Genomic DNA, 22,773 nt, shown 5'->3' with positions numbered 1-22,773 from the left:
AGTTGATGCGCTCCTGGTCCTCCTTAGCCACGGCCACCGTTGTTCCTTTCGCGTGCCGCAGGTTCTCTCGCCCGTCAAGGTCATGCTCCCTCCAGGCCCTAGCGCGCTTGCATGGCACCGGCGAGCCATCGCGGCTCGGAGTTCACAACCCAGGGAATGCGGCAAGTCCACTCTCCCAAGGCCGCGACACAAAGCAACGCTGGTTCCTCGACTGTGAACTCGGTCACGCCGCGGGGTACGGCGCAGGAAAGCAGCCGCGTCCAGCCATCGTAACGCGCTTTGTGGGCGAGCGAATGCGTGACGGCTAAACTATTCGAAAGAGTAGGTAAATCCTTCCGACGAGGCACCGACAGTGACTTTTGTCATCTTCTTGCCCTCCAGCGAGCGATTGAGCACGCCGCGGCTGAGTTCGGGCAGGAGCGTGTTGGTGAGAATTGCGTCGATCATGCGCCCGCCGGATTCGATCTCGGTGCAGCGCGCCTTGACCATGTCCATGACACCGTCGCCGATCACCAGCTCGGCATCGTTTGTTGCTTTGAGGCGCCGCGCTACCTTGTCGAACTGGTGTCTGGTGATCGCCTCTATCATCGCGTCCGAGAGCGGATAGTAAGGGATTGTCACCACGCGGCCGAGGAAAGCGGCCGGAAACACTTTCAGCAGCGGACCGCGCAAGGCGGTGTCTAGATCGTCCATGCCGGTGCGCAAGGTGCCGTTCTTCGTGCGGTCCATGATAACCTGGGAGCCGACATTCGAGGTGAGCAGGATCAGCGTATTCTTGAAGTCGATCCGGCGGCCTTCGCTGTCGTCCATCATACCCTTGTCGAAGACCTGGAAGAAGATCTCGTGCACGTCCGGATGCGCCTTCTCGACCTCGTCGAGCAGGATTACCGAATAAGGCTTGCGCCGCACGGCCTCGGTCAGGATGCCGCCCTTGCCATAGCCGACATAACCGGGCGGCGCGCCCTTCAGCGTCGAGACCGTGTGAGCCTCCTGGAATTCGGACATGTTGATCGAAATCAGGTTCTGCTCGCCACCATAGAGCGTTTCGGCAAGCGCCAGGGCTGTCTCGGTCTTGCCGACGCCGGAGGGGCCGCAAAGCAGGAACACGCCGACCGGTTTCTCCGGTGCGCCGAGGCCGGCGCGGCTGGTCTGCACACGTCTCGCGATCATCTCCATCGCATGGTCCTGACCGACAACGCGCTCAGACAAAGTGGCAGCGAGCTTGAGCGCCTTCTCGGTCTGGCTGGACAGCATCCGTCCCGTCGGGATGCCGGTCCAGTCCTGGACGACGGCAGCCACGGCATTGCGATCGACCGACGGCAGGATCAGCGGGGTCTCGCCCTGAGCCTCGGCAAGTTCCGCCATCAATTCGCGCAGTCGTGCCAGATCAGCAGTGGAATCCGGCGCGGCAACAGGCTCGTGTGCGGCAGCGGCCTCCACCTTTGCCGCCTTTGTTTTCGTGGACTTGGTCTTCGAGCCCTTGGGTTCGGCCGTCTCGGGTTGCGGAGTCTTGGCCTCAGGCGCCTTGCTTTCATGCGCCGTGGCAGCTGGCGCATCGACGGCCTCACCCGGAGCGTCTTCCCCGCCCTCCACCGTGTCGAGTGGCACGCCCTCGCCTCGGAGTTTGGCGCGCAGGTCGAGTATCTCGGCGACAAGCGCCTTTTCCCGATCCCAGCGCGCTTGCGCTGCCGCAAGCGTGGTCTCGGTTTCCGCCAACCCGGCCTCCACGCGAGCCTGTCTGTCGGCCACTTCGATGCCGATCGCTGCCTCGCGGACGATGATGCCTTCCTCGACCTCGAGCGCCTGGCGGCGGCGCAGAATGTCCTCGACCTCCGCCGGCGTAGCATGCTGCGAGACGGCAACGCGGGCGCAGGCGGTGTCGAGGAGGCTGACCGCCTTGTCCGGCAGCTGCCTGGCCGGAATGTAGCGGTGCGAAAGCGAAACCGAGGCCTCGATCGCCTCGTCAAGGATCTGCACCTTGTGGTGCTGCTCAAGAACACCGGCGACACCGCGTAACATCAGCACGGCCACCGTTTCGGAAGGCTCTTCGATCTTGACCACCTGGAACCGACGGGTCAGCGCCGGATCCTTCTCTATATGCTGCTTGTATTCGGCCCAGGTCGTGGCGGCGATGGTGCGAAGCTCGCCGCGCGCGAGCGCGGGCTTGAGGAGATTGGCCGCATCGCCGGTTCCCGCCGCGCCGCCGGCGCCGATCAGCGTATGCGCCTCGTCGATGAAGAGGATGATCGGCGTCTCTGAGGACTGGACCTCCTCGATGACGGCCTTCAGCCGCTTTTCGAACTCGCCCTTGACGCTGGCGCCCGCCTGCATCAGCCCGACATCGAGCATGCGTACGCTGACATTCTGAAGCGTCGGCGGCACGTCGCCCTGGGCGATGCGCAAGGCAAAGCCCTCGACGACCGCCGTCTTGCCGACGCCCGCCTCGCCGGTCAGGATCGGGTTGTTCTGCCGGCGCCGCATCAGGATGTCGACAATCTGGCGGATTTCAGGATCGCGGCCGACGACCGGATCGATCTTGCCGTCGCGGGCACGCTGGGTCAGGTCGGTGGCGTATTTGGCGAGTGCTGAATCCCCGCCCGGGCCGCGTTTCACCGGTGTTTCGGCCGTAGCTACGGCAGGAGGTGAGCCGGCTTCGAGCGAGCCCTCAGTGACCTCGGCGAAGCGGGCAATGACCCCATCCGCATCGATCTTGTCGAATTCGGCGCTGATTTTCGAAACCAGCCCTTCCAGCACCGGTATCTTCAGGCAGGCGAGAAGAATGTGCGCGCTGCGCACCTCATCGACACCGAATTCCAGTGTGGCCAAGCTCCAGCCTTCCTGTATGGCATGGAAGATGTGATCGGAAAATTCCTCCACCGAGGTCGCGCCGTAGGGCAGCTTGTCGATTGCGCGGGTCATATCCGCCGTCAACCGGCTGACATCCAGCCCGGCATCGGCAACGATCATCTGCACATCCGAGCGCTCGGACAGCACCAGTTGCTGGACGAAATGGACGAGCTCGACATAGGGGTTGCCGCGCAGCTTGGCCGTGTCCGCCGCGGCCTTGAAGGCGCGCACCCCCGTGGGATTGAGCTTTGCAACGAGTTCCTTGCGCTTGAAACTCTGCGACGATCGGCGCTGTTCCATTTGAACCTGCCCCCGAGATCTGCTGACCGTACCCTGCCATAGAAGCGGCTGCTTGACAAAGCCGTGTGACGAAGGAGGCCTTCCGACCCGGTTCAGGCGGCACCTCGTGGTTACACAAGCCCTGCAAACTCCTGCAACAAACCCGGATTGCGGTCTGAACCACGCGAGCCATTTCACATACCCGGCCCGCCAACCGCGCAATGGGTTGGTCGAAAGACTACTGCAGCATTCAGCTTCTGTTAGTTTTTGAGGAAGTGCTCAATTGTCGTGGCATGGGACCGATGATAACGTTGCGTCACATGGGTCACAGGGCCCTTTGCTGGGGGTAGGTGTGATTGATCTCGCACTCTGGCTGAATCCTCTGAACGGTGCGAACCCGTCGGGAGAGGATTTGCGCAACGACCCGGCCTTTCAAGAGCTGGAGCGGCTCACGGAAGCCCAGCTCAAGGTCGTCCACGACGGTGGCAACAAGGCTTCGCAATCAACCAGCTCAGTCGACTGGGCGGCCGTCCTCGAAAAATCGGAAGAACTGCGGTCGCGCGGCCGGGATTTGCGCCTTCTGGTCATCGTCACGCGCGCGCTGGCCAATGAAGAGAAACTGGCCGGCCTCGCCCAGGGGCTAACCCTAATCGCAAGAACTTTCGACCAGTATTGGGATACGATGCATCCGGCTTTGCGGTCGAGTGCCACGCCCCGCGACGCAGCGCTACGACGCATCAATGCGCTGCTCGACCTCCAGAACGGCCAGGAAGGCTTGCTGGCGAACATCAGGCAGACCGTCTTCTTCTCACCGCGCGCCATCGGGCCTATCAGCGGGCGAGACCTAGAACAGGCAGCGCTCGACGAGCGCGTCATGCTCCAGGAAGCTGCCTCCGGCCTGGGGACCGCCGAAAAGGCGGCGCTGACGGCCGCCCACAACCAGTTGCTGAACCGGGTGCGCACTGGATGCGCGGCACAGATCGATCAGGCCGCGGACGCTGTCACGACACTTTTGGCCGATGCGCACGCAGCGATTTCGGCGCTGGAGGCGGTCGATACCGCGCTTAATGCCCGCATCGACGGCAACGGCGCGGCCGTTCCGGATCTGAAGAAGTTCCTGCAGCGCTTGCTGACGACGCTGGAGCGGAATTCCAGCATCGGCGCCATGGCCAACGGTGCGGCAAACCCTGCACCGCAGCCGGCTCAACCGGCATCGACGCCCACCCAAAACGGTCATGGAGCCGAGACGATGGCAAGTGTGGCAAGCCCTGTGGAAACCAGCGCTGGCCTGCCTGACCGGATCAACTCGCGCGACGAGGTCGTCAAATGCCTCGATCTCGTGGTTGCCTTCTACGACCGCACCGAACCGTCCAGCCCTATCCCGCATCTCGCCCGGCGCGTGCGCAGGATGGTGCACATGGATTTCGTGGAACTGATGGAAGATCTCGCCCCGTCGGGGCTGAAGGAGTTCCGGCTGCTTGCCGGTGTCCCCGACCCCAAGAAGCCGGCCCAGAAGGATGAAAGGTAACAAGCATGCCAGCAGAGAGCAAAGCCAAGGTCATCGAAAGAAACCGCGCCCCGCGCGTGCAGATCGCCTACGACGTCGAAACCTACGGCAGCCCCACGACGATCGAGTTGCCGTTCGTCATGGCTGTCATGGCCGACCTTTCCGGCGCCTCGCAGACCAAGGAAGCGTCGAAGTCGGTTCTGGACCGCAATTTCGTCGAAACCGACGCCAATCGCTTCCCCAAATTCATGGAAGCGATGGGACCACGCGTGAAGGCGCGCGTGAAGAACACGTTGCCCCAAGCCGAAGGCCAGGAGCGAGACGAAGAACTGGCGATCGATCTCACCTTCGCGAAGATGGGTGACTTCGCGCCGGACAAGGTCGCCGAGCAGGTGCCGCAACTGGCCGAGATCCTCAAGATGCGGCGCCAACTCGAGGAGCTGCTGGGCTTCATGGATGGCCGGGTCGACGCCGAAAAGCGCATCGCGCAGCTTCTGAACAACGAGCCGCTGCTTAGCAAGATCGCCAGCCAGGCGATTTCCGACGGCAAGGGCGAGGAGTAAGTCATGGCCGAACAGCAAAAGACCGCAGCCGCTACCGCCGAGGCCGAAGCCATCGATCTTGGCGAATTCAGCGGCCTTCTTGAAAAGGATTTCAAGGTCAAGAAGGACGACAGCGAGAAACTGCAGCAGTTGGTGCGCAACCTGGCGCTGGCCGCTCAGTCCCGTTCCGAAACGACGACCATCTCGTCCAACGCGATCAAGTCGATCAAGTCGCTGATCGCGGGCATCGACAAGATGCTGACGACGCAGGTCAACGAGATCCTGCATGCCCCGGAAGTGCGGGAGATGGAAGGCACCTGGCGAGGCCTTTGGTACCTCATCAATAACACAGAGACGGACACCAAGCTGAAGATCCGGGTGATGAATATCTCCAAGGAGCAGTTGGCCGACACGCTGGAAGACTACGAAGGCCAGATGTGGGACCAGAGCCCGATCTTCAAGAAAGTCTACACGGACGAGTATTCGATGCTGGGCGGCGAGCCGATCGGCTGCATCATCGGCGCCTACGAGTTCTCCAACCATCCGCGCGACGTCGGCCTGCTGCGCAACATCTCGGGTGTCTGTGCCTCGGCGCACACGCCATTCATCGCGGCCGCCTCGCCGCGGCTGTTCCGCATGGACAGCTGGCAGGAACTGCCGAACCCGCAAGACCTGCAGATGATCGTGAACAACCCGGCCTATGCCTCCTGGCAGTCGCTGCGGGAGAGCGAGGATGCCCGCTATATCGGGCTCACCATGCCACGCGTGCTGGCACGCCTGCCCTACGGCTCGGAAACCGTTCCGGTGAAGGGCTTCACCTTCGAGGAAGAGGTGGGCGGCGACCACAACAAATATGTCTGGATGAACGCCGCCTTCCCGATGGGCGTCAACATCAACCGCAGCCATAAGCTCTATGGCTGGGGAACGCAGATCCGCGGCGTCGAGAATGGCGGCACGGTGCTCAACCTGCCGGTGCACGCTTTCCCGACGGACGACGGTTCGATCGCAATGAAATGCCCGACCGAGGTCGCCATCGACGACCGGCGCGAGGCGGAACTGGCGAAGCTCGGCCTGATGCCGATCTTGCACCGCAAGAACACCGATCTCGCAGCCTTCATCGGCGCGCACTCGCTCCAGGATGACGAGACGCGCGCCGGGCGCCTCGTCGACCCCGACGCCCAGTCAAACGAACGGCTGAGCGCCAACCTGCCCTACCTCTTCCCGGTGTCGCGTTTCGCGCATTACCTTAAGGCGATCGCTCGCGACAAGATCGGATCGTTCAAGGAACGCACCGATATGGAGATCTGGTTGACCGAATGGATCAACCGGTACGTGCTGGCCAATCCAGCCTTCGCGGACGACAAGGCGCGGGCAAAGCGTCCGCTTGCCGCGGCCGAGGTTCAGGTCGACAGCGTCGAAGGCCGGCCCGGTTACTACAATGCCCGTTTCTATCTGCGTCCACATTACCAGTTGGAAGGCATCAACGCCTCCCTCCGGCTGGTATCGGAACTGCCGTCAGTGAAGGGCTGAAGTCGCAGCGAAGTCATCCTGTTTCGTTTGAAAGCGGTGGAGAAAGACAATGCCTACCACAGAGAGAAGCGAGGCTCCTTCAATGAAGATCGATGGATTTTTGAAAGTTCCGGACATCAAGGGCCCGAGCAAGCGCGACGGCCATGAAGACGAGATCGAAGTGCATGGCGTCGATTACAAGATGATAGCGCCCTACGACCCGAATTCGCTTTCGCGACGCGGCCGTGTGTCGATGGGAATGATCAAATTCATCAAGCACTACGACAAGTCGTCGCCATATCTGAAAAAGGCGCTGTTCGAGAACAAGGCGCTCGACGAGGTGGTGTTCTCGGCACGCCGCACCATTGACGGCGAGACCAGCGACTATCTGGTTGTGACGCTCACCGACGCCTCGGTCATGGAGTACGATATGCGGCAGGCCGCCGACGAGGCCGATCTTATCGAGGAAGAAGTCAGCTTCGCCTACAAGAAGATCAAGTTCGTCTACGACAAGGACGACGAGATCGAAATGGACGTCTATGTCGGCAAGTGAGGCCAAGCGGCATGGCGCGAAGCCGCAGCTTGCCGGCAGTTCGCGGGCAAAGCGCGAGGCGGTCCAGCCCTCGCTCTGGGACCGCCTCGTCAACGACTTGCCGGGGCTGGCATCGGAGATCGACGGGCTGCGCCGTCTGCTGGATGAAGAACTCGGCGCCGAGCGCGTCGAGGCTCTTCTTGCCGGCAGCGCGCGCGCCATCGATGCCGACGCCGAACTCACGCCCGAGCAGAAACGGCGCCTGCACCGGCTGGTATTCCAGACCGAGCATCGCGCCGAGATCGAAAGCCGCGGCGTGGTGGTTTCGGCACGCGTGTTGAGAGAAGCCGTGCGGCGCGACATCGAGGCCCTGTTCAACACCGAGCGCTTCGAATCCGAACCGATGCTTTCCGATACCGAACACGAACAGCCCCTGGACGAACTGCCGTCGCTCGCCGACTTTCCGGAGGTGCGCCGCAGCGTGGTCAATTATGGGGTGCCGTCCTTTTCCGGGCGTTCTTCGCGGGATTTCGACCGCGATGCGCTGGCGCGCGAAATCCGCGCGGTGCTTGCCACCTTCGAGCCACGCCTGAAAGAGAGCGCCACGACCGTCAACGTCACGCTCGGCGACAAAAGCGTCGGCCTCAAGATCGAGATCGACGCGGTGCTGATCATGGCCCCTACACCGGAGCGTATGCGGCTGCGCACCACGATCAATCTCGACAACGGCCTGGCACGAACTGAATTCCGGGAGACCTGAGATGGATCGGGTCTTCGTGGAGTATTACGAAGAAGAACTGACCCATATCCGGGCGTTGGCCGCGGAATTCGCCGACATGCATCCTGCGGTTGCCCGTAATCTTTCCCTCGACACGGTCCCATGTCCCGACCCTTATGTGGAACGGCTGCTCGACGGCGTGGCCTTCCTGGCCGCGCGCACCCGTCTCAAGGTCGACGCGGAGCGCTCGCGCTTCTCGCGCGCCGTGCTCGATGTGCTTTACCCGGATCTGGTGACGCCGGCGCCGGCGACAGCGATGGCTGTGCTGAAACCCGGCCAGCAGGTGCAGTCGATGATTGCCGGCCACGCCGTCGCGCGCGGCACACGACTGGTCTCCGGCCTCAATCCAGGGCTTTCGACGCGTTCGACCTTCACCACCGCGCAGGAGGTCACGCTGTGGCCGATCGCGATCGCCTCGGTCAGCTATTTCCAGGATCGCAGCGCGCTCGCCGCCGCCGGAATCGCGCCGATCGGCGACGCGCGCGGCGAGGCGGCGTTTCGCGTCACCCTTGCCCGGACGGGAAAAGGCAAGCTCAGCGAACTGTCGCTCGACCGTCTCGACCTCTATTTCGCCGGGCGTGCCAGGGCAACCTTGCTTTTCGATGCAATCTTCGGCGCCTGCTCGGCTCTCGGCGCGCGGGCGGAAGGCAAGACCAATCCGCTAACGGCGCTGCCCGAGCCCGAAATGATCGGCATCCGCGACGACGAAGCGCTGATGCCGCGCACCCGTACGACCTTCGAGGGATACCGGCTGCTGCGCGAATATTTCATGATCCCGGAGCGCTTCCATTATGTACGGGTCGCCGGCCTCCAGCCCGTGGTCCGCAAGTGCGATGCGGGGATCGAGATCATCTTCCTGTTCCGGCGTCCGGTACCCGAGCTCGCCGATGTGACGGTTGCCGATTTCGAGCTGTTCGTGACGCCGGTCATCAATCTGTTCGAACGCGAATGCAACGTCATCGAGATCGATCCGCGCAAAACGCGTCAGGTGCTGCACGCCGACCGCACCCGGGCGCGGGATTTCGAGATCTTCCGGGTCACCCGGGTCGAGGACGCCGATGCGGAGAGCGGCGAGGCGACAATTCCCGAATTGTTCAGCCTGGGGCAGAACCGCGGCAGCGGCTGGGTCTATTCGACCGAGCGACGCCCGCGCCGAGCCACCGAAGATGAGCGGCGCGAAGGTCTGACCCGCACCTCCTACACTGGCGACGACGTCTTTATCGCCGTCTCACGGCCGGCAGGAAGCGTGCCAAACCGGCCGCTGAAGCGTCTCGACATCTCGGCTCTGTGCACCAACCGCGACCTGCCTATCCTGGACGACACGCCGACGCTGACTCTGGAGACGGCCGATCCGGTCGAAGCGGTGCGCTTGCTTGGAGCGTTGCGAGCGCCGCAGGCGGCCATCCCGGCGTCCCTCCCGGCCAGCGCGGCAGGCGAATCCCGCGCCGACAATCTCGCCTGGCGACTGGTGGCGCAGCTCTCTCTCAACTTCCTCAGCCTTGCCCAGGAGGGCCGTGGCGTGGATCCGCTGCATGCCTTGCTTGACCTTTATGCCGATCGGGGCGATCCCAGCCTTGCCCGCAACGTGCATTCGATCGTGCGCATCGATTCACGCCCAGTGATCGAGCGGCTCCAGATCGACGGGCCAATGTGTTTCGGACGCGGCACCGAAGTGACACTGCATGTCGACCAGTCCGTGCTGGCGGGTCAAAGTTCGCTGCTGCTTTCGGCCCTGCTTTCGCGGCTGTTCGCCCGCCATGCAGGGATAAACGGATTTGTGCGGACCCGTACCCGGTTGCTGCAGAAGCAGGAGGACGTGCCATGGCCGATGACGCCCGGCAATCGCTACCTGATCTAGCGGAGCCCGCAACAGTCGCGGCCGAACCGTTGCTGGAGAGCTTCGACTTTTTCGAACTGTTACGGCGCCTGGAGCAGCGCCGTGGATTGTTCGGCCATTCCGGAACGGCCGACCGCGAGCCGGCGAGACTTGGCCAGCATGTGCGCCTGAGCTTCTCGGCCCGCGACGTCGTCAAGCTCCAGGACGCCGGGGAGAAGGCCCCCGCCCGTGTGACCGTCGCCAATCTCGGGCTGCTTGGACCGGAAGGACCGATGCCATTGCATCTGACACGCTGGGTGCTCGACCGGCTGTCCCAACGTTGGTTCACCGGGGCCGATGCCGAGCAGACCAGCGACACGACCTTCGTCGATTTCGTCAACATCCTGCAGCACCGCATGATGGCCCTTTACTATCGCGCCTGGGCTGACGCGCATCCGGCGGTGCAGGTCGAGCGGTCCGTCGGCGGGCGTGTTCGCGCCATGCTGGAGGCAATGTCGGGGATCGGCCTCCCCGGCACCCAGGATCCCGAACTCGACACTGTGCGACTGCGACAGGCTGGATCGCTCGCCAGCCAGGTCGACGGCGTGGAGCGGCTGACGCTCTTTCTCGCCACCGCCTTCAAGGTGCCGGTGCAGGTCAAGGAATTCGTTGCCGCTTGGACCACCATACCGACGGCACTGCAGACGCGTCTCGGCAAGGCCCATGCCGGGCTCGGACGCGGCGCGACGATCGGGCCGCGGGTCTTCAGCCGCCAAAGCAGGATCGAACTGCGCGTCGGTCCGCTGAGCCTCGACGACTTCAGGTCGTTCCTGCCTGGCGAACGGCGTCTTGGCCTGTTCAAGAAGGCGGTACGCGACATGATCGGCGAGACGCTCGACGTCGATTTGCGCATCGTGCTCGCGTGCAAAGCCGTGCCGCCGCCACGGGTCGGGACTGTCCAGCTTGGCCGAACAGCCTGGCTGGCGCGTCCCGTCGAAAGGGGTGACGCCGACGATCTCAGGTTGCACGCCATCGTCGGCTGGCGGCCGGAAATGGCGGAGGCGGCCGCATGAGCCTGCTGCTGACGCTGGAACAAGGCCCGCGCTCGCAAGTGGTCAGGCAGAGCCGGCTGGACGAGGGCGAATTGGTGATCGGGCGCAGCGCCGACGCCGGCTGGCAGATCGACGACCCGGACATGTTCGTCTCGCGCGCGCATTGCAAGATCAGCGGCGACCGGGATGGCTATTTCATTACCGACACGTCGAGCAGCGGATTGTTCGTCGATGACTCCGACAGCCCCCTGGGACCTGGCAGGTCGATGCGGCTGCAGAGCGGCATGCGGCTGCGCATGGGCGACTATGTGTTCCATGTCGAGGTTCAACCCAAAACGAACCGGACGTCAGTAGGCCCGGTTCCGGTCGCGAGCCAACCCGCGCCTGCGTGGTCATCGCCGGGAGCGCGAACGCCTGCCAGCATCGGCGGCGACGACTTCTTCTCGGCCAAGGTCGAGGAAGAACCACGCCCGCCACGCCCGGCGGACCTGCCGAACCCGTTCGAGCAGCCTGTTCCTGGGGCTTATGATCGCGCATCGGGCCAAGGCAGTTCGCCTGCCTTTGACGACCCGTTCAGCCTCGACCCGGTGGCGACGTCGCAATCCGGTGATGTCGCTGCTCCAGGTCAGCCAGATCCGTTCGGGTTCGGCGAAATGCCTTCGCGCAACGATGCGTCAGGGCATGCGGCAAAGCCGGCCAGCTTCGATGACGATTTCAGCTTTGGGCCGGCGGCGACCCCGCCTCTCGCCAACGGAGCCGGCCCGGCAGGACGTGTGCAGCATCAGGCTGAAAAGCCGCGCGCCGGGCATCCCTGGGATGTGCCGGTGCAGGCAGCCGAGCCACCGCCGCCGCGACGCGCCGCTCCAACGCCTGGGCCGGCAAGCCCGGCGCAGCCCGCATCCAGCGATATGGCGCTTCGTGCCGCATTCTTGCGCGGCATGGGCGTCGAGGAGGCCGATTTTCCCGGCCGCGATTCAATCGCCGAAATGGAAAAATTCGGGCGTGAATACCGGCTGATGCTGGATGGCTTGATGCAACTCCTGCGCAAGCGCGCCGAGGAGAAGGGAAGCGCGCGCGTCGCCCAGACGGTGGTCGGCGCTTCCGAGGTCAACCCTCTTAAATTCCTGCCGACGGCCGACGATGTCATCGTCACCATCATCTCGGAACGCAGTCCGGGCTTTCTATCCGGCGAGGCGGCGATCGACGATGCGGTAAAGGACCTTGCACAGCATCACGTACGCGCTTGGCGCGGCGTTCAGGCCGCGCTTCGGCGCATGATCGACCGTTTCGATCCGGCCGTGATCGAGGAAGAGCTCAAGTCCAATTCCGCCATCGGCAATCTGCTGTCCGGCGGACGTAATGCCAAGCTGTGGGAGCTCTACCAGAAACGCCATCGCGACATCGCCCAGAGCGCGGAATCGAGTTTCCTGGGCGAGATCGGCGCAGACTTCAGGGACGCATATGAAGAGGAGGAGTAGGACATGATCGACAGACGCGAATTCGTCGTGGCCCTCGGCGCTACGGGGCTGCTTGCGGCTTGCCAGAGCGGCCCGCCGAAACCATCGGTTATCTCGGTCAATGTGACGGGGGGCGCCGGCATGAATCCAGGACCGGGCGGCGGCGACAGGCCGGTGACGGTCCTGGTGATGCGGCTTGCCAGCACCGGCAAGTTCAACTCGGCCGACTATTTCGCGCTGCAGGGCGACGCGAGCTCGACGCTCGGTGCCGACCTCATCGGCTCCGACACGATCTCGGTTGCGCCCGGCAAGACGGCGGCCAAGACCATCACGGTCGAGCCGAACGCCACGGCACTCGGCTTCGTGGCGCTGATCCGCGAGCCAGGCGGACGCAACTGGCGCACGACCAAGTCGGTATCGCCAGGGTCGAAATTCACCATCAATGTCAGCCTCGGCAAGGGCGGTATTTCCGCCTAGCGACAGGGGCCGCGGATGGTTGTGTGCAGAAAGTAGTGGCATGAGCGATGCAAACAGGGTGCTGTGGTCGGAGGGCCTGTTTCTCAGGACCCAGCACTTCCAGCAGCAGGATCGGTTCTTCGAGGGCATGGTGCGCGGCGCATTGCAGGCCGGCCAGCTCCATACTTTCGGCTTCCAGCAACTGACCCTCGACCAGTCGCTGCTCGATGCCGGCCAGGTCTCGATCGTGTCCGCCCGGGGCATTTTCCCGGACGGCACGCCTTTCTCCATCCCGGAACTGATGGATGCGCCCAAGCCGCTGCCGGTCACGGCGGACACCGGCGCCGGGCCGGTGCTGGTCGCATTGCCGCTTGAGCCAGCCGGTGGCGTCGGATTCGATCCGGCGCATGCGGCATCGACGGGCGCGCGCTACCACGGCAAGATCGTTTCGGTGCGCGACGCCGTCCAGAGCGGCGCCGATCCGGAAGAGATCGAGATCGCGCGGCCGCAAGCCGCCCTGCTTGCGCCCGGCAAGTCGGTCGGCGGTTATACCGCCTTGCCGATCGCCGACATAAAAGGTGTGCGCGCCGACGGCGGCATCTCGCTCGATGAGACGTTCCTGCCGCCGACGCTGATCACCGGCGCAGTCCACTGGTACCGGCAATTGCTGCAGGAGGTCGTCACTGGCCTCGATCAGATCGCCGAAGCGCATGGCAAGATGGTGATGGGTGGCGCCGGTCGCAGCGTCGAAGACCTTTTGATGCTGCACCTCGCCAATGCCGCTCGCCCGCGGCTTGCCCATATGCTCGCGCAGGATGTCTTTCATCCGGCCGAACTCTATCTCGAACTTGCCGGACTGGCCGGCGAGATGGCAACCTACGGCTCGAGCTCGCGGCGGCTCGGCGAATTGCCGGCCTACGATCACATGGCGCCCGGCCCCGCCTATATGGCGCTGGCCGACGCTCTGCGCTCGCTCATTCTCAGCCTGCGCTACATCGAGCCGAAATCGCGAACGCTGCCGGTCATGCGGCACGCGACCAATGTCTGGAAAGTGCGCATCGACAACCCGAAGCTCTTGGTCGCCAGCCGCATAGTCATCCGCGTCGGATCGGAACTGTCGGAAGACGCGCTGCGCAAGATCTTCGTCAACCAAGCGACGGTCGGCGCCGCTGACCAGTTCGAAGGTCTTTGGAAGTCCCGCCTGCCGGGCATTCCGCTGAAACCGCTTCATTCGCAGCCACGCGAGATTCCCTACGATGGCGACCGGCTGTGCCTGGAGCTTGACCAGAAGAGCGAGCATTGGGCCTCGTTGCTCGACGCCCCCGGCTTCGTCATCGGCGTTTCCGGTGTCCTGCCGAGCGAGCCGCAGGTCGACTGCTACTCAGTGAACAGGTGACACCATGAGCCGGGATGATCCTTTCGGACTGTCGGAGGATCGCGAACGCACACGGATCAGGCTGGCGGGCGCTGCGCCACGGCCGATGGCGCCGCTAGCACCGGGCGCCCCGGTCAAAATGGCGCGCGCCCATGCCAACACGCTCATCAATATCTTCGCGCCATTGCTCGAATTCGCGCCGGAGCTCGAAAGCGCGCTGGCGCCGGAGAACCCGGAAGCGATGCGCACGCGCCTGCTCGACGAGTTGGTTCAGGCGCGCGACGCCGCGATGGTAGCGGGCTTCTCGCTGGAGCGCGCCGACCAGGCGGCCTGGGCCGTGGCGGCGTTGCTCGACGACCTCGCGTTGAACACGCCTTGGGGCGGCACCAGTGCCTGGCCACGCCAGCCGCTGGTGGTCATGCTGCGTGGCGACGTCGATGCCGGCACCCAGTTTTTCACCCGCCTTGACGAGCTGGAGCGTCACCCGAACCGCGACCGCGAGATGCTGGAGCTTCAGTATTATTGCCTGGCGCTCGGCTTCCGCGGCAAATATCGCGTGCCTGGCCGCGCCGGCGACCGGTCGCTCAACGCCGTGCGCGTCGCCGCGGCGCGCTTCCTGCGTAACGCCGACGCCGAAGACGCCCCGCTGTCGCCGCACTGGAAGGGCGTGATCGCTTCGGACGAGCCGCAGCGCTTCATCGTCCCGATCTGGGTGATGGCACTTGCCGCAATTGCCGCCGCCGCCGCCGCTTACATCGGTCTGTCGATGAGCTTGAGCAGCCAGGCGGTTGAACTCTCCGCACTCGTGCGCACGCTGCCGCCGGCTTCACGCGGCGACGTTACCCGCGCCGCCCCCAAGCAGGACGCGCCCGAACCTGAACCGCCACAGTCGGTCGATTTCGCGCTGTTGCCCGCGTTCAAGGCCGAAGCGCCGGCCGACCTCAAGGGCGCGCTCAGCGGCACCGAGAGCGTCTCGCTAGCCAAGCTGATCATCCAGTCTTCCAACCCCGAGCTGTTCCAGTCCTCGCGGCCGACGCTGTCCCAAGGCTATGAGCCGCTGATCGCCGCCATCGCCAAGGTGATCCTGGACAACAAGGAGCTGATCGGAAACATCACGATCATCGGCCATACCGACAACGTGCGCCTGCAACGGTCCAACCCACTCGCGAGCAACCAGCGGCTCTCGGAGGCGCGCGCCCAAACCATAGCGGACCTCCTGGTTCAGGCTGGCGTGCCGCAAGAGCACATCCATTCCGAAGGCCGCGCCGACACCGATCCGGTGGCCGACAACGCGACGCGCGAGGGCCGCGCGCTCAACCGGCGCGTCGAGGTCCTGGTCGAGAAGAGGCTCTGAGATGTTCATCCTGCGCTTCTTTTGGGCTGTCATCACCTCGCGTTTCCTGTGGACGCTGCTCGGCATTGCGCTGCTTTCGCTGTTGATCTGGGTGTTCGGCCCGATCGTAAAGGTCGGGCCTTACGCGCCATTCGAATCCGACAATGTGCGCATCGCAATGATCGCGGGGCTGATCATCCTGTGGCTGATCTGGCTGATCCTCGCGCAGCGGCGAGCCATCCGCGCCAACCGCATGTTTGTCGCCGAGATCGCGGCACCGGTGGCCGAAAAACAGCTCACACCCGGCGAGGAGAGCGTTGCAGCCGTTGGGGCCAAGTTCGGCGAGGTGATGGCCGAGCTCAAGCGCCGCAAGCTCGGCGGCAGAAAATTCCTGCGCGAGATGCCCTGGTATGTGATCGTCGGGCCGCCGGCCACCGGCAAGACCACGGCATTGCGGCAGTCAGGCCTCAATTTTCCAATTGATCTCACCGATGATTTGCAAGGCGTCGGCGGCACGCGCAATTGTGACTGGTTCTTCTCCGAAAACGCGGTGCTGATCGACACTGCTGGCCGCTACGTTCAGCAGGAGAGCCAGCCGGACGTCGACGCGGCTGAATGGCTGGGCTTCCTCGACCTTTTGAAAAAGCACCGCGGCCGCCGCGCGCTCAACGGGGTCATTGTCGCGCTGTCGATCGATGCGCTCTCGGAGGGCGACGAAGCGATCAAGGCGCATGGGCGCAAAATCCGCCGCCGGCTGGCGGAGCTGAACGATCGGCTGGAGATCCGTCTGCCTGTCTACCTGATGCTGACCAAGGCAGACCTTATCAAAGGCTTCGAAACCTTCTTCGGCGGCTTGTCGACGACGGCGCGCGAGCAGGTGTGGGGGACGACTTTCCCGCTCGACGCCCGTGTCGACGCCGGAACAATCCAGGCGGAACTTGCCGGGCTTGCCACCGAGCTGGAGCGGCGGCTGGTACCGCGCCTGGAAGATGAAGACAAGCTCGGCTCACGCGCCGAGATCTTCCGCTTTCCGGCGCAGCTGGCGAGCCTTGGCGAGCCGATCAAGACACTGATCGAGGCGATGTTCGGCGAAAGTCGCTACGAGGAGGCAGCCTGGCTGCGCGGCCTTTACCTGACATCGGCGACACAGGAAGGCGCTCCCATCGACCGGCTGACCGCGGCGCTGTCGTCGTCCTTCGGCCTGCCGCCGCGCCGCGCCATGCCGGCGGCGCGCGTCGAGAAGCGCAGCTTCTTCCTCAGGAACCTCCTTACCGAAGTGATCTTCAAGGAGGCCGGCCTCGGCACATTCGATCCGCTGGCGCAGCGTCGCCGCGCTTGGATCTGGCGCGGGGCGGCCGCCGCCTGCGCACTCGCGGCTTTGCTGGCGGGCGGACTGTTCACCTGGTCCTATCTCGACAACCGCAATGCGATCGCCGAACAGGCCGGCCAGTTCGAGGCACTGCAGGGCCCGCTCACCGAGGTCGCCACCATGCCGGCCGCGGTCGAGCAGCCGAGCTTGGATGGCGCGCTGGCTGCCATGGACGTGGTGGCGACGGCGCGCACCGCCCCGCCGGATGCCGTCCATAACCTGCTCGGCCCGACCGCCTCGGCGGAGCTGGTGCGGGCACAGACCGATACCTACGACCATACGCTGCGCAACGTGCTCGAGCCGCACATGGTCGCGCTGCTGGAGGCGACTATGTGGCGCCAGATCCGCGATCCGGATTTCATGCTTGGCGCGCTGAAGACCTATCGCATGATGACCGGCCTTTCGCAGATGGACACCGATTTCGTCCAGAACTGGTGGGTGAACAGCCTGCCGCAATTCGCGCCGGCTCCGCCCTTCCCCACCGCCGACGCCGAAGAGCACCAGCTCGCCGCAATCCGCCGCATGGCAATCGACGACAGCTACGTCGCCCCGGACAAGCAACTGGTCGGCGAGGCGCTGAAGACGGTATGCACGATCTCGCTGCCCGAGCGCGCCTACAGGCAGCTCCTGGCCGACCCGGAAGTGGCGGCCGTCAAGGAATGGGTGCCGGCCAATTTCGCTGGGCCGAACGGCGCCAAAGTGTTCGCGCGCCGCTCCGACAAGACGTTGCGCGTCGGTGTTCCTGGCCCATATACCTATGCCGGCTTCCACGACGCGATCCTCGATCGGGTCGAGGATGTAGCGGGACAGGCGGCCCTCGATCGCGCGGTGTTTGCCGGTGGCTGCGCGGAGAATTCGGAGACGTCGGTTTCAGCACTCTCGCAGGACATCTTGAAGCTCTACTATGACGACTATATCGCGCAGTGGGACTCTTTCCTGCGTGACATGCGGCTTGCCCCGCTTACAGATCTCAACATCGCCAGTGAGAACCTCAAGGATCTTTCAAGCGCCGACTCAGCGCTGAAGCGCCTGTTGACGGCAGTGGTGCAGGAGACCGACCTTACCCGCTCCGACGATGCGCCAGCAGGCGACAAAGGCGGCGCTGCCGCCAGCACGGGCTCGAAGCTGCTCAGCAAACTCGGCAAGCTGGGCAAGGTCGTGACCACAGGCGCGAAGCTCCTGCCGCGCGCCGGATCCGCCAGCCAGGTGGACATGACCGGCAGCCTCGTTGCCGAGCATTTCAAGCCGCTCAAAGGCACCATCGCCCAGGTCGACGGCCAGCCGCCAGCGCTCGACGCGGCGATAGTGGCGCTGACTGCGCTGTCGAACGTGCTGCAGACGGTCACCGCCAATCCGAACCCGCAGGATGCGATCAAGAAGCAGGGCGGCCTTGCCGAACTGACAGGCGCGGTCGCCAGGCAGGCGCAGATCCTGCCCTCGCCGATCAACGACTGGCTCGGCGGTATCGCCGGCGACACCAGCGGCCTGTCGCAGAAGGCCGTAACCAACGAGCTGAACGCCATCTGGCGGGCCGACATACTCCCCTTCTGCCAGGCGGCGCTCAACAACCGCTATCCATTCAGCGCCGACAGCGCGGTCGACGTCAATGTGCGCGACTTTCAGCGTCTGTTCGGACCCACCGGCATGATCGATGCATTCATCAACGACCACCTGATCAACTACGTCGACACCGCCAGCGAACCATGGAAATGGCGGGCCGATTTCGGCCTCGACCCGGCGGCGCTTGCAGCGTTCGAGCAGGCCAGGCATATCCGCGACGACCTGTTTCCAGGCGGCACCGGCCCGGTGATGAACTTCACGCTGGAACCCAAGGACCTCTCACCCAACGTGGCGCGGGTCACGCTCAACCTCGATGGCCAGAATCTCGTCTATTACAACAACGCGACGAGGCCGCAGCCGATGACGTGGCCCGGCAAGGATGGCACCGGCGTGATCTCGCTCGCCTTCCAGCCGGTCGACGGCTCGCCCGAAGTGATGCTCAACGAGACCGGCAGCTGGGCCTGGCTCAGAATGCTGCGCGGCGGCCGCTTCGCCGCGACCAAGCTCACCGACGTCTACAGCCTGCGGCTCGGCACGAAAGGCGTTTGGGCCGATTTCGAGCTCAAGGCGGCCAGCGTCGAGAACCCATATACGCTCGAAATGTTCAAGAAGTTCACATGTCCGCCGGAGATCTGATCCTGCCCGGCTTCTACGGCAAGATGCCCGCCACCGGCGATTTCGTGACGCGGCGGCTGCCGGCGGATTTCGTGCGCTCTTGGGACCGGTGGCTGGCGCAGCATATCGTGCCGCTGCTTGGGGTCGAAGCCTGGCGGACAGGCACGCCCTTGCGCTTCCTGGCCGGCGCCGATTCCTTCGGTGCCTCGGCCGGCATCGTGCTGAAGAGCGCCGACCGGGTCGGCAGGCAGTTTCCGCTTAGTGTAGCTGCTCGACTGCACGAAGCACCGCTGAAGCTGGCCTACTTGGACGCGTGGTTCGACGGCATCGAGACCGCCGCCCTGGCCGCACAACGAGGCGAACTGACGCCCGACGAACTGGATGCCGCCCTGATGGCCTTGCCCGTGCCTCTAATCGAGCAGGATGGCGATGTCATCGACGACCTCGTCATGTGGTCCGCGCATACGGATATTTTCGACGTCGATCCGCAGGCGCCGCAAACGACACTTGAACAGATCTTCGCCGGCCACGTGGAGGCGAGCTGATGCAGATCTGGAACCAGATGGGCTATCCTCATCAGTTCACCATGGGCATGGACAAGGCCGGCCACGAATGGATCGTGGTCGTGGTCAAGGGCACTTTCGATTTTCCGACGAAGCCTGGCGGGCTGGTGCAGAAATCGGCCGAACAGGTTCCGCTGGTCATGGCCGACACGCAAACCGGTGTGCCTGGCTATTCGGCAACGTTGTGGGAGACGGATTTCGCCTTCCGCAAGCCGCGCTGCGATGTGATCGCCAATGGCTGTGCCCATGCGCCGGGAGGACGGCCCGCGGAGCGCGTGCCGGTCGGCATCAAGGTCGGCAACTGGTCGAAGCTGTTCGAGGTCGTCGGCCACCGCGAATGGCGCGCCATCGGACCGGTCTTTACCGCGACCGCGCCGCAGCCCTTTCTGAAACTGCCTATCTGCTATGACGTTGCCTGGGGTGGCATCGACAGGCTGGATCCAGAGGACAAGCTTCCCGCCAGCTATAAGTACAACCCGGTCGGAACAGGATGGTCGCGCACCAAGAACCAGCGCCTCATCCCAGGCTTGCGGCTGCCCAACACGCAGGCGGTCGATGAGGAGATCCGCTCGCCCTTCGGCGACTACAAGCCGATGAGCTTCGGCCCAATGGGCCGCGGCTGGCCAGGCCGCATCGAGTTTGGCGGCACCTATGACGACAACTGGACGAAAAACATCTTTCCGTTCCTGCCGCAGGACTTCGACGAACGTTATTTCCAGATGGCGCCTGAGGACCAGCAGATCGACCATCCAGAGGGCGGCGAGGAGGTGATTCTGGTGAACCTCACGCCCGATGGGCGTATAAGCTTTCGGCTGCCGGCAACCGCATTGCCAATCACCTTGTTCAAAGGGAGCCAAAAGGCCTACGAAGCCGATATTTTTCCAGACACCCTCCTCCTTGACCCCGAGAGGCGCCGCTTCTCATTGGTCTGGCGCGCCTCACAGCGGATCCAGCGGACCATCCTCGATTTCTCGGAGTGCTGGGTCGGTCCGCCGACGCCGGCAATGCTGAGGGCACGCGCGACAGGCCGCACCTATATCCGCGCCAACGGCACAGCGCCGGAGGAGGAGGCATGACCTCGCCGGTCGAGATCATTGCGGTTGGTATGGTGACGGCCGTTGGCCTCGACGCGCCCTCAGCTTGCGCAGCAATGCGCGCTAGGCTCGATGGCTTCCAGGAAACCCGTTTCGTTGGCTCACCTGCGGGTTGGCTTACGGGTGCGCCGGTGCCGCTGCCACGAAACTGGATCGGCGAGAAACGAATGGCTCATCTGGCAGCCGGAGCGATATCGGAAGCCTTCGAAAATCATCCGCAAGTGCGAGGGCAGACGGCGCTCATCCTCTGCCTGCCAGAGGAGGATAGGCCCGGCCGCCCGGTTAGGGACAATCTCGCGCTGCTCCGCCTGATCAGCAAGATCGTTGAAATCGAACCTCATCTGCGCTCTCGCATCGTGGCTTTTGGTCGTCCTTCCGGACATGTGGCGTTCGATCAGGCGCGCAGACTGATTGCATCTGGCGAAGCTCCCTATGTCATGATTGTAGGTGTAGACAGCTATCTGACCGGATCAACGATTTCTCACTACCTCGGCAAGGGACGGTTGCTGACGGCGGATAATTCCAACGGCTTCATTCCAGGCGAAGCTGCCGCGGCCATTCTCTGCACGCGACCGCAGGGTAACGGTTTCAGACTGTTCGGTCTCGGTCTTACGCGCGAGGAGGCTTCTATTTACAACGACCAAGATTTGCCGTTGCGCGCCGATGGCATGGTGGCTGCTTACGATGCAGCGTTCCGCGAAACCGGGATTGACATGAACCGGCTCGGCTATCGCATCGCCGACCTGATCGGCGAGCAATACTGGTTCAAGCAGACCGCGCTCGCTTCGATCCGCCTGCTGCGAGGGCGGCATGAGTTCCAGGACCTATGGTCGCCCGCGGAGTCTCTGGGCAACATTGGCGCCGCAGCCGTTCCAATTATGGTCGGCATGGCGTGGACCGCAGTGGGCAAAGGATATGCCGCTGGCAATCCGGTTCTCATCGAGGCGTCCTCCGACGCTGGTGCGTGCGGCGCCGCGGTGTTTGCTTACGGAACGAGGGCATGACCGTCTACGCCAATGGCCTTGAGGTTGCGTGCAAAGCGCAGGCCAACCAAGTTATCGCGGCCTTCCCTTACGTCTGCTTCACGCCGCCACAAACTCCGGCAACACCGCCCGGAGTTCCGGTTCCCTATCCAACGTTTGGAATGGACAGCGACACCGACAACGGAACCGGCACAGTCAAGATCGGTGGAAAGACTGTCACGCAGAAAAACAAATCCTACTACACCAGATGTAGCGGCAACGAGGCTGGCTGCGCGCCCAAGAAGAACATCATCACCTCGGTAAATACAGGCAAGGAATACGCCCATGCCTGGTCCGGCGATGTCAAGATGGATGGCGAGCCAATCAGCCGTTTCACTGATATTTCATCGAACGATCACGCCTCCCCTACCGCGGGTGGACCTCCAATGCCCAAAGTGGCTACGGCCACACCGGCAACCTTCAAATGCTCCGATCTCGAGATAAAGCCGTACAAGGAACTGGAATGCCCGGAAGGCTACGAGAAGGAGCATACCGTTGAGGTCCAGTTCTTCACCGCCGAAGGCGTGCGCGACCTCACCTTGGACTGCTGCAAGGACTACAATGACAAGGAAGCACCATGTATTTGCATGAAGGCGAAATGGCTCGCAGGCGAAGCCGCCAAGGCAAAGGCGGCAGGCGCGCCCGGCAAAAAGGTAGTCGGTAAGAAACGTAAGACTCCACACAACCTAAAGTCGGCGGATGCTCGCAACTGGCTGAGCAACAATTCCTCCGGCAAGCTCGGCGATTTTACAGACACCTGCGTGAACAGCACGGTCAAGAATTTGGATGATCCGAAAATTCCGCCTGCCGTGCAGGCCGCTGCCACAGAGTGCCTCAAGACAGCCAACATGGAATATATGAAAAAAGCCATGAACAAATCCGAGAAGGAGGTGAAGGACAAGAAGGCCTGCCACGCGACATGTCCCAAAGCGAAGGATCAGTCTCGACTCGTGCAGGTCGCAAAAAAACGCTTGAGAAAAGCAGCGGGAGGAGAGCCAGTCGTCGTGACAGCCGCAGATGTCGCTCCCTCCAAGGTTTCTTGTTAGCCGACAAAAACGCAAGAGGAT

Annotated in this window: 17 protein-coding genes; 16 read left to right on the top strand and 1 reads right to left on the bottom strand. The window is 63.6% G+C overall.

The window, feature by feature from the left end:
• Positions 1-309: 309 nt before the first annotated feature.
• A complete protein-coding gene (gene tssH, locus LB536_RS05080; RefSeq protein WP_224590325.1) occupies positions 310-3,147 on the bottom strand; it encodes a type VI secretion system ATPase TssH in 2,838 nt (945 codons plus the stop codon).
• A 331-nt stretch (positions 3,148-3,478) separates the two neighbouring features.
• On the opposite strand from tssH, the gene tssA reads away from it, so the two are divergent.
• From tssA to LB536_RS05000, 16 genes are all read left to right on the top strand, one after another.
• Positions 3,479-4,654: a type VI secretion system protein TssA gene (tssA, locus tag LB536_RS05075; RefSeq protein WP_224590365.1), complete on the top strand. Its 1,176-nt coding sequence runs from the start codon at positions 3,479-3,481 to the stop codon at positions 4,652-4,654.
• 5 nt (positions 4,655-4,659) lie between these two features.
• On the top strand, positions 4,660-5,196 hold the full coding sequence (gene tssB, locus LB536_RS05070) for a type VI secretion system contractile sheath small subunit (RefSeq protein ID WP_140763773.1): 537 nt from the start codon (positions 4,660-4,662) through the stop codon (positions 5,194-5,196).
• 3 nt (positions 5,197-5,199) lie between these two features.
• On the top strand, positions 5,200-6,705 hold the full coding sequence (gene tssC, locus LB536_RS05065; RefSeq protein WP_010910844.1) for a type VI secretion system contractile sheath large subunit: 1,506 nt from the start codon (positions 5,200-5,202) through the stop codon (positions 6,703-6,705).
• An 82-nt stretch (positions 6,706-6,787) separates the two neighbouring features.
• Positions 6,788-7,237 carry an Hcp family type VI secretion system effector gene (locus LB536_RS05060; RefSeq protein WP_027047140.1) on the top strand — a complete coding sequence of 150 codons (450 nt, stop codon included), beginning with the start codon at positions 6,788-6,790 and terminating at the stop codon, positions 7,235-7,237.
• Positions 7,224-7,976 (top strand): type VI secretion system baseplate subunit TssE, encoded by a 753-nt coding sequence (gene tssE / locus LB536_RS05055; RefSeq protein ID WP_224590324.1) that lies wholly within the window; start codon positions 7,224-7,226, stop codon positions 7,974-7,976. Before LB536_RS05060 ends, tssE begins: the two co-directional genes overlap by 14 nt.
• A gap of 1 nt (position 7,977) precedes the next feature.
• Positions 7,978-9,852 (top strand): type VI secretion system baseplate subunit TssF, encoded by a 1,875-nt coding sequence (gene tssF / locus LB536_RS05050; RefSeq protein ID WP_140763767.1) that lies wholly within the window; start codon positions 7,978-7,980, stop codon positions 9,850-9,852.
• Positions 9,816-10,883, top strand: coding sequence for a type VI secretion system baseplate subunit TssG (gene tssG, locus LB536_RS05045; protein WP_140763765.1), 1,068 nt, complete (start codon positions 9,816-9,818; stop codon positions 10,881-10,883). The genes tssF and tssG overlap by 37 nt, the downstream gene beginning before the upstream one ends.
• Entirely contained in the window at positions 10,880-12,340 is a 1,461-nt protein-coding gene (gene tagH, locus LB536_RS05040) for a type VI secretion system-associated FHA domain protein TagH (protein ID WP_140763762.1), read from the top strand. Before tssG ends, tagH begins: the two co-directional genes overlap by 4 nt.
• Before the next feature lie 3 nt (positions 12,341-12,343).
• Positions 12,344-12,796, top strand: a complete 453-nt coding sequence (gene tssJ / locus LB536_RS05035; RefSeq protein ID WP_224590323.1) for a type VI secretion system lipoprotein TssJ — start codon at positions 12,344-12,346, stop codon at positions 12,794-12,796.
• Between the two features lie 40 nt (positions 12,797-12,836).
• Positions 12,837-14,171 (top strand): type VI secretion system baseplate subunit TssK, encoded by a 1,335-nt coding sequence (tssK, locus tag LB536_RS05030; protein WP_224590322.1) that lies wholly within the window; start codon positions 12,837-12,839, stop codon positions 14,169-14,171.
• A 4-nt stretch (positions 14,172-14,175) separates the two neighbouring features.
• The gene (gene tssL / locus LB536_RS05025) at positions 14,176-15,504 is read left to right on the top strand and encodes a type VI secretion system protein TssL, long form (protein WP_224590321.1); all 1,329 of its coding nucleotides are present in this window, start codon (positions 14,176-14,178) and stop codon (positions 15,502-15,504) included.
• Position 15,505: 1 nt separating this feature from the next.
• Positions 15,506-19,048, top strand: coding sequence for a type VI secretion system membrane subunit TssM (gene tssM / locus LB536_RS05020; protein WP_224590320.1), 3,543 nt, complete (start codon positions 15,506-15,508; stop codon positions 19,046-19,048).
• Positions 19,030-19,572, top strand: coding sequence for a type VI secretion system-associated protein TagF (gene tagF / locus LB536_RS05015; protein ID WP_224590319.1), 543 nt, complete (start codon positions 19,030-19,032; stop codon positions 19,570-19,572). The genes tssM and tagF overlap by 19 nt, the downstream gene beginning before the upstream one ends.
• Positions 19,572-20,666, top strand: coding sequence for a DUF2169 domain-containing protein (locus tag LB536_RS05010; RefSeq protein ID WP_224590318.1), 1,095 nt, complete (start codon positions 19,572-19,574; stop codon positions 20,664-20,666). Before tagF ends, LB536_RS05010 begins: the two co-directional genes overlap by 1 nt.
• The gene (locus tag LB536_RS05005; RefSeq protein WP_140763747.1) at positions 20,663-21,688 is read left to right on the top strand and encodes a 3-oxoacyl-ACP synthase; all 1,026 of its coding nucleotides are present in this window, start codon (positions 20,663-20,665) and stop codon (positions 21,686-21,688) included. Before LB536_RS05010 ends, LB536_RS05005 begins: the two co-directional genes overlap by 4 nt.
• The gene (locus LB536_RS05000) at positions 21,685-22,752 is read left to right on the top strand and encodes a PAAR-like domain-containing protein (RefSeq protein WP_224590317.1); all 1,068 of its coding nucleotides are present in this window, start codon (positions 21,685-21,687) and stop codon (positions 22,750-22,752) included. Before LB536_RS05005 ends, LB536_RS05000 begins: the two co-directional genes overlap by 4 nt.
• The last annotated feature ends 21 nt before the right edge of the window (positions 22,753-22,773 follow it).

Origin of the sequence: Mesorhizobium sp. ES1-3 (genome assembly GCF_020164795.1) — a bacterium.
GTDB lineage: Bacteria > Pseudomonadota > Alphaproteobacteria > Rhizobiales > Rhizobiaceae > Mesorhizobium.
The sequence above is the reverse complement of the archived record's forward strand: the minus strand, read 5'-3'. Positions and strand labels throughout refer to the sequence as shown.

Bases quoted from the DNA above. Each gene is read 5' to 3' on its own strand.
- tssG (WP_140763765.1), top strand. From the start codon at position 9,816: ATGGCCGATGACGCCCGGCAATCGCTACCTGATCTAGCGGAGCCCGCA.
- tssC (WP_010910844.1), top strand. From the start codon at position 5,200: ATGGCCGAACAGCAAAAGACCGCAGCCGCTACCGCCGAGGCCGAAGCC.
- tssM (WP_224590320.1), top strand. From the start codon at position 15,506: ATGTTCATCCTGCGCTTCTTTTGGGCTGTCATCACCTCGCGTTTCCTG.
- tssK (WP_224590322.1), top strand. From the start codon at position 12,837: ATGAGCGATGCAAACAGGGTGCTGTGGTCGGAGGGCCTGTTTCTCAGG.
- tssF (WP_140763767.1), top strand. From the start codon at position 7,978: ATGGATCGGGTCTTCGTGGAGTATTACGAAGAAGAACTGACCCATATC.
- tssJ (WP_224590323.1), top strand. From the start codon at position 12,344: ATGATCGACAGACGCGAATTCGTCGTGGCCCTCGGCGCTACGGGGCTG.
- tssE (WP_224590324.1), top strand. From the start codon at position 7,224: ATGTCGGCAAGTGAGGCCAAGCGGCATGGCGCGAAGCCGCAGCTTGCC.
- tssB (WP_140763773.1), top strand. From the start codon at position 4,660: ATGCCAGCAGAGAGCAAAGCCAAGGTCATCGAAAGAAACCGCGCCCCG.
- tagF (WP_224590319.1), top strand. From the start codon at position 19,030: ATGTCCGCCGGAGATCTGATCCTGCCCGGCTTCTACGGCAAGATGCCC.
- tssL (WP_224590321.1), top strand. From the start codon at position 14,176: ATGAGCCGGGATGATCCTTTCGGACTGTCGGAGGATCGCGAACGCACA.
- tssH (WP_224590325.1), bottom strand. From the start codon at position 3,147: ATGGAACAGCGCCGATCGTCGCAGAGTTTCAAGCGCAAGGAACTCGTT.
- LB536_RS05005 (WP_140763747.1), top strand. From the start codon at position 20,663: ATGACCTCGCCGGTCGAGATCATTGCGGTTGGTATGGTGACGGCCGTT.
- LB536_RS05010 (WP_224590318.1), top strand. From the start codon at position 19,572: ATGCAGATCTGGAACCAGATGGGCTATCCTCATCAGTTCACCATGGGC.
- tagH (WP_140763762.1), top strand. From the start codon at position 10,880: ATGAGCCTGCTGCTGACGCTGGAACAAGGCCCGCGCTCGCAAGTGGTC.
- LB536_RS05060 (WP_027047140.1), top strand. From the start codon at position 6,788: ATGAAGATCGATGGATTTTTGAAAGTTCCGGACATCAAGGGCCCGAGC.
- LB536_RS05000 (WP_224590317.1), top strand. From the start codon at position 21,685: ATGACCGTCTACGCCAATGGCCTTGAGGTTGCGTGCAAAGCGCAGGCC.